This is a genomic window from Paenibacillus sp. PvR098 (genome assembly GCF_017833255.1).
Taxonomy (GTDB): domain Bacteria; phylum Bacillota; class Bacilli; order Paenibacillales; family NBRC-103111; genus Paenibacillus_G.
Genome location: NZ_JAFIBU010000001.1, coordinates 383406 through 400402, shown reverse-complemented (window position 1 = coordinate 400402; position 16997 = coordinate 383406). Strand labels below are relative to the sequence as shown.

Annotated in this window: 14 protein-coding genes and 1 other annotated feature; of the genes, 5 read left to right on the top strand and 9 right to left on the bottom strand. The window is 49.8% G+C overall.

The features are described 5' to 3' along the window. Positions 1-30: 30 nt before the first annotated feature. Positions 31-816, bottom strand: coding sequence for an SDR family oxidoreductase (locus JOE45_RS01960; RefSeq protein WP_210021782.1), 786 nt, complete (start codon positions 814-816; stop codon positions 31-33). Between the two features lie 88 nt (positions 817-904). Here JOE45_RS01960 and cax point away from each other — a divergent pair, with 88 nt between their 5' ends. Continuing rightward, positions 905-1957, top strand: coding sequence for a calcium/proton exchanger (gene cax, locus JOE45_RS01955; RefSeq protein WP_210023466.1), 1053 nt, complete (start codon positions 905-907; stop codon positions 1955-1957). Positions 1958-1997: 40 nt separating this feature from the next. Here cax and JOE45_RS01950 read toward each other — a convergent pair whose 3' ends face one another. The 3 genes from JOE45_RS01950 to JOE45_RS01940 all read right to left on the bottom strand — a co-directional run bounded on the left by JOE45_RS01950 (position 1998) and on the right by JOE45_RS01940 (position 3954). After that, entirely contained in the window at positions 1998-2285 is a 288-nt protein-coding gene (locus JOE45_RS01950; RefSeq protein WP_210021783.1) for an Fpa/YlaN family protein, read from the bottom strand. A 217-nt stretch (positions 2286-2502) separates the two neighbouring features. Then, on the bottom strand, positions 2503-2751 hold the full coding sequence (locus JOE45_RS01945) for an HPr family phosphocarrier protein (RefSeq protein WP_210021784.1): 249 nt from the start codon (positions 2749-2751) through the stop codon (positions 2503-2505). A gap of 84 nt (positions 2752-2835) precedes the next feature. Further along, complete coding sequence (locus JOE45_RS01940) at positions 2836-3954, bottom strand: aminopeptidase (protein WP_210021785.1); 1119 nt, start codon at positions 3952-3954, stop codon at positions 2836-2838. 397 nt (positions 3955-4351) lie between these two features. On the opposite strand from JOE45_RS01940, the gene rpsD reads away from it, so the two are divergent. Then, on the top strand, positions 4352-4951 hold the full coding sequence (gene rpsD, locus JOE45_RS01935) for a 30S ribosomal protein S4 (RefSeq protein ID WP_210021786.1): 600 nt from the start codon (positions 4352-4354) through the stop codon (positions 4949-4951). A 59-nt stretch (positions 4952-5010) separates the two neighbouring features. Here rpsD and tyrS read toward each other — a convergent pair whose 3' ends face one another. Continuing rightward, positions 5011-6267, bottom strand: a complete 1257-nt coding sequence (tyrS, locus tag JOE45_RS01930; protein ID WP_210021787.1) for a tyrosine--tRNA ligase — start codon at positions 6265-6267, stop codon at positions 5011-5013. A 49-nt stretch (positions 6268-6316) separates the two neighbouring features. Continuing rightward, positions 6317-6615: a binding site (T-box leader), on the bottom strand. A 188-nt stretch (positions 6616-6803) separates the two neighbouring features. Between tyrS and JOE45_RS01925 the strand changes: the two genes are divergently transcribed. After that, entirely contained in the window at positions 6804-9935 is a 3132-nt protein-coding gene (locus tag JOE45_RS01925) for a transglycosylase domain-containing protein (protein ID WP_210021788.1), read from the top strand. A gap of 65 nt (positions 9936-10000) precedes the next feature. On the opposite strand, the gene acsA is transcribed toward JOE45_RS01925, so the two are convergent. After that, positions 10001-11725, bottom strand: coding sequence for an acetate--CoA ligase (gene acsA / locus JOE45_RS01920; protein WP_210021789.1), 1725 nt, complete (start codon positions 11723-11725; stop codon positions 10001-10003). A gap of 147 nt (positions 11726-11872) precedes the next feature. Here acsA and JOE45_RS01915 point away from each other — a divergent pair, with 147 nt between their 5' ends. Together JOE45_RS01915 and JOE45_RS01910 are read left to right on the top strand one after the other, a co-directional pair. Further along, positions 11873-12505 carry a GNAT family N-acetyltransferase gene (locus JOE45_RS01915; RefSeq protein WP_210021790.1) on the top strand — a complete coding sequence of 211 codons (633 nt, stop codon included), beginning with the start codon at positions 11873-11875 and terminating at the stop codon, positions 12503-12505. A 17-nt stretch (positions 12506-12522) separates the two neighbouring features. Beyond that, positions 12523-13704 carry an acetoin utilization protein AcuC gene (locus JOE45_RS01910; protein ID WP_210021791.1) on the top strand — a complete coding sequence of 394 codons (1182 nt, stop codon included), beginning with the start codon at positions 12523-12525 and terminating at the stop codon, positions 13702-13704. Between the two features lie 88 nt (positions 13705-13792). Here JOE45_RS01910 and JOE45_RS01905 read toward each other — a convergent pair whose 3' ends face one another. The 3 genes from JOE45_RS01905 to ccpA are packed head-to-tail and all read right to left on the bottom strand — an operon-like array spanning position 13793 to position 16981. Continuing rightward, positions 13793-15178, bottom strand: coding sequence for a glycine--tRNA ligase (locus tag JOE45_RS01905; protein WP_210021792.1), 1386 nt, complete (start codon positions 15176-15178; stop codon positions 13793-13795). A gap of 42 nt (positions 15179-15220) precedes the next feature. Next, the gene (locus JOE45_RS01900) at positions 15221-15925 is read right to left on the bottom strand and encodes a 5'-methylthioadenosine/adenosylhomocysteine nucleosidase (RefSeq protein WP_210021793.1); all 705 of its coding nucleotides are present in this window, start codon (positions 15923-15925) and stop codon (positions 15221-15223) included. Between the two features lie 36 nt (positions 15926-15961). Continuing rightward, positions 15962-16981 (bottom strand): catabolite control protein A, encoded by a 1020-nt coding sequence (ccpA, locus tag JOE45_RS01895; RefSeq protein ID WP_210021794.1) that lies wholly within the window; start codon positions 16979-16981, stop codon positions 15962-15964. Between the last annotated feature and the right edge of the window lie 16 nt (positions 16982-16997).

Here is a 16997-nt window from a genome sequence, read left to right as displayed (position 1 = left end):
CAATAAACCAAGGTCGAGCGCTCAGTATATCTATATGGCTTTAACCATGCCTCCGTCGATGTAGAAGACAGAACCGGTCATGTAGCTGTTTCGCGGCGACAGCAGGTATGTTGCCATTGATGCAAGCTCCTCCGGCTCGCCGTAGCGGCCCAGGGGAATGTCCTTAGTCATGCTCTCCCGCACTTCTTCCACTGCCTTCCCTTCCAAGGAAGCATTGATGGAATCCAGTTCAATGAGCCGGTCGGTCATAATTCGTCCCGGGCACACCGTATTCAACAGGATACCATCCGGTCCCCACTCGATGGATAGCGTCTTCATTAACCCGAGAATTCCCGTGCGCAGCGTATTAGATAATACGAGCCCGGGGATCGGCACCTTCACAGACGATGAAGCAATCGTTACGACCCTTCCCCCTTGATCCTTCATCAATGGATAGAATCCTTTTGTTAAACGGACAACGCTCATCAAATTCAACTGAAAAGCATGAAGCCAAGCCTCTTCGTCCAGTGACAAAAAGCTGCCGCTAGGCGGACCGCCTGCGTTGCACACCAGCGCATCCACATGACCGAAACGATCTGACGCCTGCTGTACAAGCCATGAGATTTGTTCGGGGCTGCTCAAATCTACACCCATCCCCGCCACTTCTACGCCGTACTTCTGCCCAAGCTGTGCAGCGACATCACACACCGCCTGCTCATCCCGGCTGCATAGAAGCAAGCTTGCGCCTTCTGCCGCCAACTGCTCCGCCACGGCCCGTCCCAGCCCTTTGCTGGAAGCGGTAACAACGGCGTTTTTTCCTTTCAATCGCAAATCCATTCGAATACTCTCCTTCTTGTCTGTGATGGGATATTCAAGAATAGGTTTTGATCCATTCAGGTATACTTTACCACATGAGGTGAAAATGATGAAACGCCACATCTTTACGATTTGTCTGATTTTGAGCTTTGTGCTCAGCGCGGTGGCACATTATATAGGTGATCCTGCCTTCAACCCCACGCTGCAATTTTTCATTTCGGCTGTGGCCATTATATTTGTCGCCGGTTTTCTCGGCAAAGCTACTGAAAGCGTGGCCCAATACGCAGGAGAACGGTTTGGCGGATTTCTAAACGCTACCTTCGGCAACGCCGCAGAGCTGATTATCGCCATATTCCTGGTGAAGGACGGAATGTTCAATATCGTCAAGGCGAGCATCACCGGCTCGATCATCGGGAATATGCTGCTCGTGCTTGGATTCAGCGCACTGCTCGGCGGGTTGAAATACAAGGAACAGCAGTTTAATGTGAAGCTCGCCGGTCACAACGCGTCGCTGATGCTGCTCGCGGTCATTGCTTTATTTATTCCGGCCGTATTCGCGCGAAGCCTGACGACAGAAGAGACGGAAACCTTTAGTATCATCGTTTCTGTTATCCTGATCATCGCCTATTTGTTGTGGCTGCTTTTCTCCATGATTACGCACAAAAATGAACTGTCGGACAAAGTTCTTGAGCATGGAGAGGCCGCTTGGTCCAAGAGGACTTCCATTCTGTTTCTAATGCTGGCCACGACGATGGTCGCTTTTGAGAGCGAATGGCTGGTCTCCACACTGGAGCCTTTCAGCCATCAATTTGGCTTGTCCGAGCTATTCGTCGGTGCCTTCCTGATTGCCATCGTCGGTAATGCGGCCGAGCACAGCGCAGCGATTATTATGGCCCGGAAGAATAAAATGGGCGCCGCCGTGGAAATCGCGATCGGAAGCAGCCTCCAAATCTCCCTATTCGTGGCTCCAGTGCTTGTCCTGCTCTCACTTGTGTTCGGTAATCCCATGAACATTGTGTTTACTTCCTATGAGCTTGTGGCGATCGGGGTGGCTGCGTTCATTGCCAAGTCCATCTCAAGGGATGGCAGCACCACTTGGTATGAAGGCGTCCTGCTGCTCGTCGTTTACCTGATCCTTGGCATTGCTTTTTTCCTGGTATAAACACCGCATATACAAACAAAGAGTAACCTTCGAGAGAAGGTTACTCTTTGTTTTGGCTCAACGCTTCATAAAGCTCGGCCAAATTGCGTTCAAGCTTCACCAGGATAAGCTTACCGGCCGCTTCACCTATCAGCTCGGCACGAATAGCAAAGTCGATCTCCCTTGACAGCCCGTAAATTTGCGTATCTAACACCTCTTCATATAGAGGACATTTGCGCGTAGTTAAGTTTTCCATTTGCACTTCAATCAGCTTCTCAATCTTGTCCGCATCCTCCTGAAGCAGATTCAGCGCTTTCTGCGACAAGCTGAGCATCACATCCGACGACATGAAGCTTCCCCCCTGTATTACGCCATGAAGCGAAACTCGGCCCACGATTCCCAAATTCGTTTCGCCCTCCCGGTTCTCCCGAAATGACGTGAATGAAAACATTCACGCTCCAATAATTTAATTTTAGTCGAAAATGCCGGAATACACAAGTCATCGACTAAGAAAAGGCACTTCCGCCGTGCGAAAATGCCTCTCCTTGAATTCGTATCGTTTTTCGTTATTCCTGAATGCTCTTGATCGTCAGCCCATGCTTCTCAAACACTTCAGCCATGGCTTTCTTCGCTTCATCCGCATCCGGACCGTGGACGTGGAGGTCGTATTTGCCGGATGTGAGCAGTGTAGTGAATAAGCCAAGAATGCTCTTCACGTCAATATACTTATTGTCATACTGTAAGACAATCGAAGATCTGAATTTATTTGCCGTTTGGGAAATCTCCACGATTGCCGCGTTGTTTGCGTTAGGCATAACTATCCCTCCAAGAAATATTGCATTGTTTTAGCTTATGATACATGGGAAGAGAATAACATGCAACAACATTTTCACACTCGATTATTTTAATTTATCGGGGTTTAAGCCCAGCAGTTCCGGGACTACAAAACGTCCGTCCTTGCGGATCAAACGCTCGTCAAAGTAGACTTCCCCTCCCCCATATTCAGGCCGTTGAATGAGTACCAGATCCCAGTGAACAGAGGAACGGTTCCCGTTATCCGCCTGCTCGTACGCTTGCCCGGGCGTGAAATGAAGACTCCCGTCGATCTTCTCGTCAAACAAAGTATCCTTCATGGGATGTAAAATATAAGGGTTAAATCCCAAACTGAATTCCCCGATGTATCGGGCACCTTCGTCCGTATCCAGCACTTCCAAAAGACGCTTCGTATCATTCGCCGATGCTTCCACGATTTTTCCGTGCTCGAACCGGAATGTAATATTTTCGAACGTTACGCCTGAATAGACGGAAGGGGTATTGTAGGCAATAACGCCATTCACCGAGTCGCGTACCGGAGCTGTATACAACTCGCCATCCGGGATGTTCCGGCGCCCGCAGCATTTGACCGATCCAATGCCATGAATCGAGAAAGAAATATCCGTAGCGCCCGGACCTACAATACGAACCAGGTCAGTTCGGTTCATCAGCTCCTGCAGCGGATCCATAGCAGCAGCCATTCGGGAGTAATCCAAATTGCAAACGTCAAAATAAAAATCTTCAAACGCATCTGTGCTCATGCTGGCCAATTGGGCCATCGAAGCGTTCGGATAACGCAGCACCACCCAACGCGTCCGCTTTACACGCTGCTCCAAATGAACTTTTTTACGATAGATCTGATTGTACAGCTTCATTTTCCTGTCAGGTACATCGGAAAGCTCGTTAACATTCTCTCCCGAACGAATGGCTACATAGCAGTTCATATCCTTCATTCGCTGCAGGTCCATATGGGCCCAGTGCTCCATTTGCTCTTCCGTAGCTGAACGCAGCACAGCCGCGCGAACGCTGTTATCTACCAGCTCAACATACGGATAGCCACCTCTGGCATGCACTTCCTCCACCAAGCATTTGACGATCTCCCGCTCGGAACCGATCATTTCGATCAGCACCCTCTCCCCCGCCTGGACATCCAAGGAATAGCTTACGATACTTCTGGCTAACTGCTGCAGTCGCGGATCGCGCATGAACCTCTCTCCTTTTCAACGGGTCTCTTTCTCCCCCGTTTATCATCCACTGCCGACAAGTGATGACCTTTCCAATTTGGCCATGCTCCAACCTTCTTCTAAAAGCTTTCCCCATTGTACCAAAAAAAGAAAGGATTCTCGAACCGGATTGTGACTTGACACAACCCTGTATTATCTTATAAAATTAGAAGTCGAGAATAAGTATGTTTCTTCGGGTTTTACCCCAGCATGCTTATCGTGGAAGTTTGTGTCACCCTCTGTTAGATTTTGTTGCCGACGGGACCGCGGCTGGGTATTTCCCTTCGGATGCCACCATGGCATGGAAACAAAGTCGGGCACACGCTTCACCCGTTATTAAACCTAACCTAATTTTAATTACAAAGGAGCACTCTAATCCATGTCACGTTACACTGGTCCTAAATTTAAGTTAAGCCGCCGCCTCGGCATCTCCTTGAGCGGTACCGGCAAAGAATTGAAACGCCCTTTCCCTCCAGGACAACACGGTCCGGGACAACGCAAGAAGCTGTCCGGCTACGGTGTACAATTGCAAGAGAAACAAAAGCTGCGTCACATGTACGGTTTGAACGAGAAGCAATTCCGCAACCTGTTTGACAAAGCAACGAAGATGCAAGGGATCTCCGGTGAAAACTTCATGATCCTGCTTGAGAGCCGTTTGGACAACCTCGTATACCGCCTTGGCCTGTCCAACTCCCGTGCGGGTGCCCGTCAGCTCGTTTCACACGGTCACGTTATTGTAAACGGCAAGAAAGTAGACATCGCTTCTTACCTCGTGACTCCTGGCGACGTCATCGGTCTTCGTGAAAGAAGCCGTAACCTGTCTGCTGTTAAAGAAGCTTTGGCTAACCGCAACTACCTGCCGGCTTACCTTGAGTACAACGAAGGCGCAGTAGAAGGTAAATTTGTTCGCCTGCCTGAGCGTTCCGAGCTTGCTCAAGAAATCGATGAGAAGCAAATCGTCGAATTCTACAGCCGTTAATCTTGAGAATAAAACAAAAACCTTGGTTCTTTTTTACAAAGAACCAAGGTTTTTTTGTTCTATCCGAGCTTGATTCTGGCGAATTTACGCTTCCCGACCTGTACGATTTCTCCGCCCTCAGGCGTCAGCTCCTCATTCGGATCCTCGATTTTGTGTTCATTCACCTTCACGCCGCCCTGCTGTACACTCCGTCTAGCTTCGCTGTTTGAGCCCTGCAGTCCGAGCGTAACAAGCAGCTTGGAGATGCGGATCTTTCCGTCCTCGAGCGCATCCGCTGGGAGGAGCACCTCTTCGATATCGTCCGGTAATGCCCGCTGCTGAAATACGGTGACAAAATGCTGTTGTGCATCATTAGCCGTCTGCTCTCCATGATACATCCGGACAAGCGTATGAGCCAGGCGCATCTTGGCATCGCGCGGATGTACAGTTCCCTGTGTTATGCCATCACGCAGCTTCAGCAGCTCATCATTCGAAATATCTGTAGCCAACTCATAATATTTGAGCATTAGCTCGTCCGGGACAGACATCGCTTTCCCGTAAATTTCGTTCGGCTCTTCATCGATTCCGATATAATTGCCGAGACTCTTACTCATTTTCTGTACACCGTCAAGTCCTTCAAGAAGCGGGTTCATAATGGCAACTTGCGTTGGAACGCCATATTCCTTCTGCAGCGTTCGGCCCATCAGCAAATTGAATTTCTGGTCGGTTCCGCCGAGCTCGATATCGCTTTTTAACGCAACCGAGTCATACCCTTGCATGAGCGGATAAAAGAACTCATGGATGTGAATCGGCAGACCTCCAGCATACCGTTTGGAGAAATCGTCCCGCTCAAGCATCCGCGCCACAGTCACCTTGGCAGAAAGCTGAACGACATCAGCAAAATGAAGCGGTCCAAGCCATTCCGAGTTATAGAACAGCTGTGTTTTTTGCGGATCGAGAATTTTATAAATTTGCTTTTGGTATGTTAATGCGTTCCGCTTTACGTCTTCTTCCGTCAGCTGCTTCCGCGTCTCCGACTTTCCAGTGGGATCCCCGATGCGGCCTGTAAAATCACCGATAATAAGCTGGACCTGATGTCCGAGCTCTTGAAATTGGCGAAGCTTATGCAGTACCACCGTATGCCCCACGTGAATATCCGGAGCCGAGGGATCCAGACCGAGCTTAACCTTAAGCGGTTTGCCTGTTACTACGGAATCGATCACCTTCTGCTTCAATTCGTCCTCCGGCACGATCTCTACAACGCCGCGCCGGATCGTTTCCAGCTGGCGATTCACCTCTTGCTGCTGTTCCGAAGTCAATTGTTCCCATTTTACCATTAGCTTTATTCCTCCCAGATTGTGAAAATACAAAAAAACCTACTCATCCTCAAGGGACGAGTAGGTTTAGCTCGCGGTACCACCCTAATTAAAGCCTAACAGACGAAACCATGTATTACGCAAATCCGCAGCACCAGGTATACTGTCTATCATAGCTTTCACTTCAAGGGATAACGGGCGCGGCCCGATCAGAAGCTACCAGCCTTCCGCCGTATAACGGCGAGCAAGCGTTCCCTTCCACTGCTCCGGACGGTAATTCAGCTTAAGGTCAAGTACCGGTTCACACCTTCCACCGGCTCTCTGAAATCTTGGGTCCTTATCCTACTGGATGTCCTTCAACGCATTTGACTGTGATGTAATTAAACCTAGTTATACCACACGGCCGCAAACGGTGTCAAACCCCTCAATACATAACCTTGAATAAGCCAAATGTCATGGAACAGTCACTCTTAAAGAGGCCTTACTTCGATGCCCAACTTGACTCGTTATGCTATACTATTTAAGTAATGTTTTCCAATCGGGAGGAAACCGCAGTTATGGAGAAAGAAAAACAACCTGAAAACTATAAAGAAATTCTATTATCTATTGGAAAATACACGCTGCTCTCATTCAAATGGATCTTCATTGTTGGAATCATCGCCGGATTTCTCGGCGGAGGTGCAGCTTTCGGTTACGTATCGGCCTTAGTCAAGGACGATCCCGTGCGCGCCAAGGAATCCATGCTGGCCCAGATGCAAGACGATGCGTTGACCGGGTTCGTCTATTTCCGCGATGATACGGTTGTTGGTCAAATCCGTACCGAGGAAGACCGCAGAATGGCCAACTTGAACGAAATCCCGCAGCTTGTGATTGATGCCGTTTTCGCCATTGAAGATAACCACTTTTATGAACACAATGGAATTGACATGAAAGGAACGATGCGTGCGGTCGCCCAAAAGCTTCTGAATGAAGACATCCAAACCGGGGGCAGTACCATTACCCAACAGCTGGCAAGACGTGTCTACCTTTCTCTGGAGAAAGCCGATAGCCGGAAGGCGAAGGAAATTTTGCTTGCGATGCGGATGGAACGCGTGATGTCTAAGGACGAAATTCTTCTTGCTTATTTGAACAAAATCCCGTACGGCAATGGCTCATCCGGTTACAATTTATATGGAATTAAGGCCGCTGCCAAAGGGATTTTCAATATTGAAGACTTGAATCAGCTGAATGTTGCCCAAGCTGCTTATTTGGCCGGTCTCCCCCAACAGCCGAGCAATTATTCCACCTTCAACAGCAGCGGAGTATTTGACAGTGCCGCCTTCAAACGTGCGGTACAGCGCCAGCAGCTGGTGCTTCGTCGGATGCTGGAGGAAGGAAAGATCAACGAGCAGCAGTACCAGGAAGCGCTGCAATTTGATCTGAAGGGATCGCTCGCCGAGCGGGTGAAGAAAGCTTACTCCACCTACCCTTATTTAATGATGGAAGTAGAGAAGGAAGCCGCCAAAGCACTGCTGAAAGCGGAGCATCCGGATTTGAACCCGCGGGAAAGTCCTGAAGAATATAACGAAGAACTCAAAAATATCCAAGTGCAGCTTAGCCGCGGCGGATATCATATTTATACGACGATCGACAAAGAGATTTACGACTCGATGCGCACCATCGCACAGGATCCGAAAAACTTCTCGCCTGATGATAAGGTCAAGGGAATGGAACAAATCGGAGCTGTCATGATGGAAAGTAAGACAGGTGCGATTCTTGGGATGATGGAAGGACGTGACTTCTTTCAAGAGCAGCTAAATCACGCCACCCAAGCGTACCGTCAGCCGGGGTCTACCATGAAACCGATCGCCGCATTTTTGCCCGCCATGGAAAAAGGCCTTCAACCCGCATCGGTCATCGATGACTCTCCGGTCATCCTAAGGGATGGAACACGCGGCTATCACATCCCGGAAAACTGGGACAACAAATATCGTGGGCTGATTACCGCCAGAAGAGCTTTAGACCAATCGTACAACATTCCGGCGATCAAACTGTTTCTTGATGTCGTCGGTATTAAGGAAGCTTGGGAATTTGCCGGCAAGATGGGCATTAAATCGATCACGGAGGCCGATTATGTTGCCCAAACCGGTGTCATCGGCGGCTTAAGGTACGGTGTAACGGTAAAGGAATTAACTAACGCGTATGCGACGATCGGCAATAATGGTGTCTATAACGAAACCTATATGATCAGAAAAATTACGGACTCGAACGGTAAAGCCGTCTTCGAACACGAGCTTAACCCGACCACCGCCTTTTCCGAGCAGACAGCCTATTTAATGACGGATATGATGCGCACCGTTATTACTTCAGGTACGGCTACCGACCTGATGAAGAAATTCAAGCATTATCGCCAAATCCCGATCGTCGGCAAAACAGGTTCCACTCAGGATGACGCAGATGCCTGGTTTATGGGATACACGCCTGATATTACTTTGGGTGTGTGGGCCGGTTACGAGCTGCCGATCCATAAGCTCAGCAAACAGACCGGCGGGACAAACCGAGCCAAAAATATTTGGGCCACAACCATGGATATCGCAATCGACAAGCGTCCTGAGCTGTTCCCTACCAAAGAGTTCAAGCGTCCCGACAATATTGTGCAAATGACAGTATCCAGCTTATCAGGTAAACTTCCTAGCGAAGCGACGACGAAAGCCGGTAAACAAGTAACAGACTTGTTTAACAAGAAATTCCTGCCAACCGAAGAAGACAATGTTCTGGTCAGGCTGCCCATTATTTCTTACAAGGGAATTAATTATATCGCTCAAGCGGAAACCCCGGCTGATTTCGTTCAGGAGAGATTGGTCATACGGCGAGAAAAACCGCTTAACGAGCTGTTTACAGAGCTTGAGAGCGTCATTAGCAAGCTCCCGGCGAACCGCAAAAGAAGCCTAAGCTTCTATCGTCCGGCCGACTATGTTACGGACGCGCCGTCGAAAAACGATCCTCGGAAAGATGACGGGAACCCTCCTGCCGTACCGACGACCGTTGTATCTACCCGTTCGGGAGATACCAACGTCATCACGTTCCAAGCCAGCGGCAGTGCGGATACCGTAGGCTATCGTCTCTATCGTTCGGCTAACGGTAATACGTTCCAACGGGCAAATGGAAAAGTCATTATCGCAGGAGAAGAAACGAAGTTTACAGACACGGTATCTGGAGGAGGCATATACGGGTATTACGTCACTGCGGTAGACGTAGCGGGTAAGGAATCCGCGCCGAGCCAAGCGGCTTATACAGACGGGTCGCTAGGTCAGCTGCTCACACCTCCGAACGAGGAAGATCAATCGCTGACCATTCCCAGAGCAGGTCAAGGCGTATCAGGGCTCCCGAATGATTCGGGAGCAGGTTCGGATCCCGCGAACACAGAACACCCCAAACAGGCCCCCTCCACTCCAACGGGTTTGAGTGTAAAGTCCAGCGGCGGCGGAATCGAGATGAAATGGAAAGCGAACCCCGGTAAAGATCAAGTGAAACAATATACCGTTTATTACAGCGACAAGGAAGACGGAAGCTATTCGAAGATCGGAAGCGTAACCGGAGCTACGGAATTCCGCTATTACGCGGTTTCGTATGATGGATATTATCGGATTTCAGCGTCGAACAATGCAGGGGAATCCAAACAATCCGCACCAGTAAGATACAAAAAATAATGGTTTGATCAACAACGAATAAACCCGGTCACAGTTGACCGGGTTTATTCGTTGTTGCATGGTTATTAATCTTCAATCGTAGAGAGGTCGCCTGTCGGCAAATTCAGCTCCCATGCTTTAAGCACGCGGCGCATGATCTTCCCGCTGCGCGTCTTCGGCAGCTTATCCTTGAACTCAATTTCTCGCGGAGCGGCGTGAGCGGACAGCCCAACTTTGACAAACTGTGAAATATCGGCTTTCAATTCGTCAGAAGGAGTATATCCCTCCCGCAGCGCAATGAACGCTTTAATGATTTCACCACGCATTGGATCCGGTTTGCCAATAACGCCAGCTTCGGCTACGGCCGGATGCTCGATCAGCTTGCTTTCCACCTCAAACGGACCTACTCGCTCCCCGGCTGTGTTGATGACATCGTCAATTCGGCCTTGGAACCAGAAGTAACCGTCTTCATCCATATAGGCGGAATCGCCGGAAATATACCATCCGGGAATGCGGTAATACTCCTCGTATTTGGCCGGGTTTTTCCAAATTTTACGCATCATTGACGGCCAAGGCGTCTTCACGGCCAAATTACCCATACGGTAAGGAGGCAGTACGTTGCCCGCATCATCAATAATCGCCGCTTCGACTCCTGGGACTGGTTTGCCCATCGAACCAGGACGGATCGTCATGCAAGGATAGTTGCAGATCAAATGACCTCCGGTTTCAGTCATCCACCACGTATCATGGATTCTCTGGCCATATATCTTCAGACCCCAACGCACGACCTCCGGATTCAATGGCTCCCCGACGCTAAGCACATGGCGGAGCGAGGACAAATCAAACTGCTTCACGGCCTCGTCCCCTGCTCCCATCAGCATGCGGAATGCGGTTGGTGCACTGTACCATACGGAGACTTTGTATTTCTCGATCGTCTTGTACCAGTCCTGGGGACTAAACCTTCCTCCGCGGATTACATTGGTCGCACCATTAAGCCATGGCGCAAAAATACCATAGGATGTCCCAGTAACCCAACCCGGATCGGCGGTACACCAGTAAACATCCTGCTCCTGCAGGTCAAGCACGACCCGGCCGGTGTAATAATGGTGCAGCATCGCATTATGAACATGAAAAACGCCTTTCGGCTTGCCTGTAGAACCCGACGTATAATGTATAAGAAGTCCATCTTCACGGTCAACCCATTCCAGGTCCAGCTCCTCGGAAGCGGAAGCCATTTCTTTATGAAAATCAACTTGGCCCTCGGCAAGCGTAATATCCTGCCCCACCAAAATGATATGCTTTAATTGCGGAAGATTCGCTGCTGGCACCCTCTCAAGCAAAGCAGGCGTCGTAATGATCGCAACGGCTTCACTGTCCTCCAGCCGGTCCTTAACGGCGGTTTCCATGAAAGCTTCAAAAAGCGGCCCCACAACAGCGCCGATCTTGATCGATCCCAGTAATGCGAAGTATAGCTCAGGTGTGCGCGGCATGAAAATAAACACACGCTCGCCCTTCCCTACCCCCAGCTTCCGAAGCACATTTCCAAAGCGATTGGACTGCAGCTTCATATCGAGGTAAGTGTACTTCTCGTCTCTTCGATCATCGCTATAATAAAGCGCGATCTTGTCTCTCCGAGTAGAATCGGCATGGCGGTCAATCGCCTCGTGGGCCATGTTGACTTTTCCGGTATCGGACCAGGTAAACGTTTTTTCGATCGCTTCCCAGTTGAACCCGGCACGCTCTTCTTCATAATTTTTCATGTTAGATGATGTTGATACGGGTGCAATGCTTTCTACATTCGCGTGGTCCACTCCACATACCTCCCAGATCCATCTTACCTATTTAATTAAAACGCTTTCATAGGGATCGATTATTATTATACCACAACCCTTTTTATTCGACCAAATTTTTGTTATGCTAACATTGTGAAAGTTCTGGAAGGGAGTCGATCAACGCAGATGGAGCATATCAAAATAGTTCATTCCCTGGTTATCCCATATCAGAACACTGAGATGATAGTAGAGGGCCCCATTTCTCCCGAACGGCTGCGTACGTACACCCTTCATCCGGATCTAGACGCCTTTCGCCGTCCCAAGGAGCAATCGGAAGCATTAGTTGAAATTTCAGAACTGCCGGAGGGACGGATCATAGCCGCACGAATTTCCGATCAAATCGTAGGCTATGTTACCTTCCATTATCCCGATGAGCTGGAGCGCTGGTCAGAAGGCGGTATGGAGGACCTGATCGAGCTTGGTGCGATTGAAGTCGCTAATGATTATCGTGGCGTAGGCCTTGGGAAAAAGTTGATCCAACTGGCATTCGAAGGCGAGCAATTGGAGAACGTCATCACGTTCACTACAGAATATTATTGGCATTGGGATTTGGAATCAAGCGGGCTCACGGTCTGGCAGTATCGCGATATGATGGAAAAGCTGATGAAAAGCGTCGATATGGTCTGGTATGCCACCGACGATCCGGAAATTTGCTCCCATCCCGCCAACTGTCTGATGGTGCGCATCGGCAAAAACGTACCTCTGTCCTCTGTCGAAAAGTTCGACCGTGTTCGTTTCCGACAGCGGTTTATGTACTGATGGAGGCGCGAGAAGACATGAATGCGAAAGCTTTGTTCATATATGACGAGAATGAGACAGCATATCGTTTCAACGATAATCATCCCTTTAATCAGAAAAGATTGATTCTGACAGTAGATCTGCTGCGACAAGCGGGTGCCCTGGCACCTGAATCCGTTATTACCCCGGGCAAAGCAGAAGAAAACCAGCTTTATCGCGTGCATTCCAAGGAATATGTATCTGCCGTTACCGCGCTAAGTCACCCTGCACCTGAACAGGAATGGCTGCAGCTGGCAGGGAAATACGGGCTGGACACAGAAGATACCCCCTTCTTCCCCGGAATGAACGACATCACGCTAAGCATAGTCGGGGCATCAATCCGGGCCGTGGATGCTGTCATAACCGGCGAAGCAGAGCATGCACTGCATTTGGGCGGTGGACTGCATCACGCCATGCCGAGCAAAGGTGCAGGGTTTTGTGTTTACAACGACGCGGCGATTGCCATTGCGCATGCTAAAAGCGCTTACGGCCTTCGAGTACTATACATCGATACGGACGTGCACCACGGTGATGGCGTGCAATGGAGCTTCTACACGGATCCTTCCGTTTGCACCTTTTCCATCCATGAAACGGGGAAATATTTGTTTCCGGGAACTGGAGCAGTGAATGAACGAGGAGATGAAACCGGTTTCGGAGCTACCATTAATGTACCGATGGAGCCCTATACCGAAGACGCATCGTGGCTGGAATGCTTTGAGGAAGTGCTCGCCAAAGTGGCGGCACAGTTCAAGCCTGATTTAATCGTATCACAGCACGGCTGTGATGCACACGCTTTCGATCCACTCGCTCACATGCACTGCAGTATGGAAATATACCGGGCGATGCCGCGGTTCATCCATCAGCTGGCTCATGAATATTGCGGCGGTCGTTGGGTAGCGCTGGGCGGCGGCGGATATGATATTTGGCGTGTTGTTCCCCGTGCATGGAGCCTGCTTTGGCTTGAAATGAGCGAGCACCCGCTAATCGGGCAGTTGGAGAAGGAGCCAAGATTGGCTCTGCCGCCCTCATGGCTTAATCAATGGCAGCCCTACAGCAGTGAAAAACTTCCCTCCACGTGGCTGGACCATGTAGAAACATGGGAACCCATGCCTCGCCGAAACGAAATTACACTAAAAAATAGACATATCAAAGAGCTCGCCATGATGTATTTGCCTAAATAAATGTGCCGAAAGAAATGATCCTATGATTATCCATTCTGCAAATGAAAAAGCCCGCTGACCTTCAAACCGGTCCATGCGGGCTTTACTATTAAAATTCGATTTTCGATTCGAGGAATGCTTTCAATTCGCTGATCGGCATCCGCGTTTGCTCCATGGTATCGCGGTCACGAACCGTCACCTGTCCATCCTGCTCAGATTCAAAGTCATACGTGATACAGAACGGAGTACCAATTTCGTCGTGGCGGCGGTACCGCTTGCCAATCGAACCGGCTTCATCATAGTCAACCAGAAAGTGCTTGGCCAAATCGGCGAACACTTTATTCGCGCCTTCCGAGAGCTTCTTGGAGAGTGGGAAAATTGCCGCTTTGTAAGGAGCCAGCGCGGGATGCAGGTGCAACACTGTACGGCTGTCTTCTCCTTCCAGCTTCTGCTCCTCGTAAGCGTCGATCAGAAAGGCCAGCGTCACACGGTCAGCGCCCAGCGAAGGCTCGATACAGTAAGGAACGTATCGTTCGTTCGTTTCTTGATCGATATAATGGAAATCCTCACCGGAATGCGTCATATGCTGTTTCAAATCATAATCCGTACGATCTGCGATACCCCAAAGCTCGCCCCATCCGAACGGGAATTTATATTCGATGTCTGTTGTGCCGTTACTGTAATGTGACAGCTCATCCTCCGAGTGATCTCGCAGGCGAATGCTGCCTTCCGTCATACCGAGAGCGAGCAGCCAATCACGGCAGAAGGCGCGCCAGTACTCAAACCACTGCAAATCCTCTCCCGGCTTGCAGAAAAACTCGAGCTCCATCTGTTCGAATTCACGGGTCCGGAATGTAAAATTGCCCGGCGTAATTTCATTTCGGAAGCTCTTACCGATTTGTCCAATACCAAATGGAAGCTTTTTGCGCATCGTACGCTGCACATTCTTAAAGTTAACGAAGATGCCCTGCGCCGTCTCCGGACGCATATACACAACGTTAGCGCTTGATTCAGTAACACCTTGGAACGTCTTGAACATCAGATTGAACTGGCGAATCTCTGTATAATCCATTGCGCCGCAATCCGGACAAACGATCTGGTGTTCGGCTATCAACTTCTCCATATCGGCAAAAGATAATCCGTCCACGATCATCTCGATCCCTTTGGCCGACAAAGCGTTCTCGATCAGCTTGTCTGCGCGGTGACGCACCTTACATTTTTTGCAATCGACCATGGGGTCGTTAAAATTGCCTACATGACCCGAAGCCACCCAAGCTTGAGGATTCATCAAAATGGCTGCGTCCAAACCGACATTGTAGGGCGACTCTTGGATAAACTTTTTCCACCATGCCCGTTTAATGTTGTTTTTGAGCTCCACGCCGAGTGGACCGTAATCCCATGTGTTCGCAAGACCCCCGTAAATCTCGGAGCCTGGAAAAATATAACCTCTGTGCTTCGCCAGAGCGACGATCTGATCCATTGTAACAGAAGACATTGTAGACTACTCTCCTTCTCTATAATAAGCCGCTGCGGCAGTTTATTGCAGCCGCTTCAGTATTTGATCTACGATTCGGTACGAATTCTCCGAAGCCTGTACGGTAAATTCCGCGAAGTTGACATGCGCCGATCCATCGGCTTTATCAGACATGGAGCGGATGACTACAAATGGAATTCCGTTCATGTAGCATGCTTGAGCTACAGCCGCGCCTTCCATCTCCGTGCACGCTCCGCCGAGCTCCGAGTACAACTGTGCTACCGTTTCCCGGCTCGCAATAAACTGATCTCCGGAAAGCACTCGCCCTTCCTTCACCCGTCCGCCGAATAACTCGACGCTGGCTTCTACAGCAAGCGTACGCAAACGCTCGTCTGCAGTAAACAGTGATGTCGCCTCATAAGGTATCGTACCCCTTGGGAAGCCGAGCGCCGTCACGTCCATATCATGCTGCAGGCATTCCGTAGACACGACGATATCCCCCACGTTCAGCTCAGGGTCCACCGCTCCGGCCACTCCCGTAAATACAATGGACTCCACCCCGTATGTATCGATCAGGATTTGCGTAGTTATCGCGGCATTCACTTTGCCCACACCGGATTTGCAAAGCACAATCTGCCGTCCGTGAAACCGTCCTTCGTAGAACACTATGCCCGCTTTCACCGATTCGCTTACCTGATCCATGTGGTTGTGGAAAAGCTCAATCTCTTCCTTCATCGCACCGATAATGCCAATTTTTGAATAGGCCAAACCCAGGTCCTCCTTTACAAAAAGAAGTGGCTCACGTTAGCGTGGAGCCACCGAATTTCTATGGATAATATCATGCGGTAAAGTAACCTGCGTCAGCTCTGAGGCATCTTTCGTTTCCTTATTCATCAGCTTGGTTAAAAGACGCATCGCCACGGCACCGATATCATACATCGGTTGAGCTACTGTCGTCAGCTGCGGCCGTACCATAGAAGCCATCCGGATATTGTCCACACTGATGACAGATATATCTTCAGGCACTTTCAGCCCGCTATCTTGAAGCGCATGAACTGCTCCGATGGCCATTTCGTCCGTTGCCGCAAAAATAGCTGTAGGACGCTCGTCCAGCTCCAAGAAATACTTTGTGACTTCAAGACCGGATTCGTAACGGTAATTGCCGATCCGAACATAATCCTCACTTACCGGAATCCCGGCTTCTTCCATCGCCTTCTTATAGCCATGGTACCGCGCATATCCATTAGTCGGATCCTGCAGGGTACCGGAAATCATGGCGATTTGACGGTGACCGTTCTGCAGCAGTACTTGTACCGCATCGTAAGCCGCCTTCTCATGGTCAATATCGACCGATGGGATGGATTTCTGTTCATCCACCGTCGCGCAAAGCACTACCGGTACCGAAGACGTCTTGAACGCTTGAATGTGCTCGTCCGTAATCGCGCCCCCCATAAAGAGCAGTCCGTCCACCTGCTTCTCCAGAAGCGTGTTAATCACGCGGATTTCCTTATCCTTCTTCTTATCCGCGTTACAAAGAATAATATTGTAGTGATACATATTAGCGATGTCCTCGATGCCTCTGGCAACCTCTGAGAATATCGAATTGGAAATATCGGGAATGACCACGCCGACGGTTGTCGTCTTCTTACTGGCCAAGCCTCTTGCCACCGCGTTAGGTCGATAGCCTAAGCGTTCAATGGCCTCGAAGACCTTCTTCCGTGTTTGCGGCTTCACGTTAGGATTATTGTTGACTACCCGGGAAACGGTCGCCATGGAAACGCCCGCTTCTCTTGCTACATCATAAATTGTCACAGTCACGGCCATTCTCTCCAATGTTTAA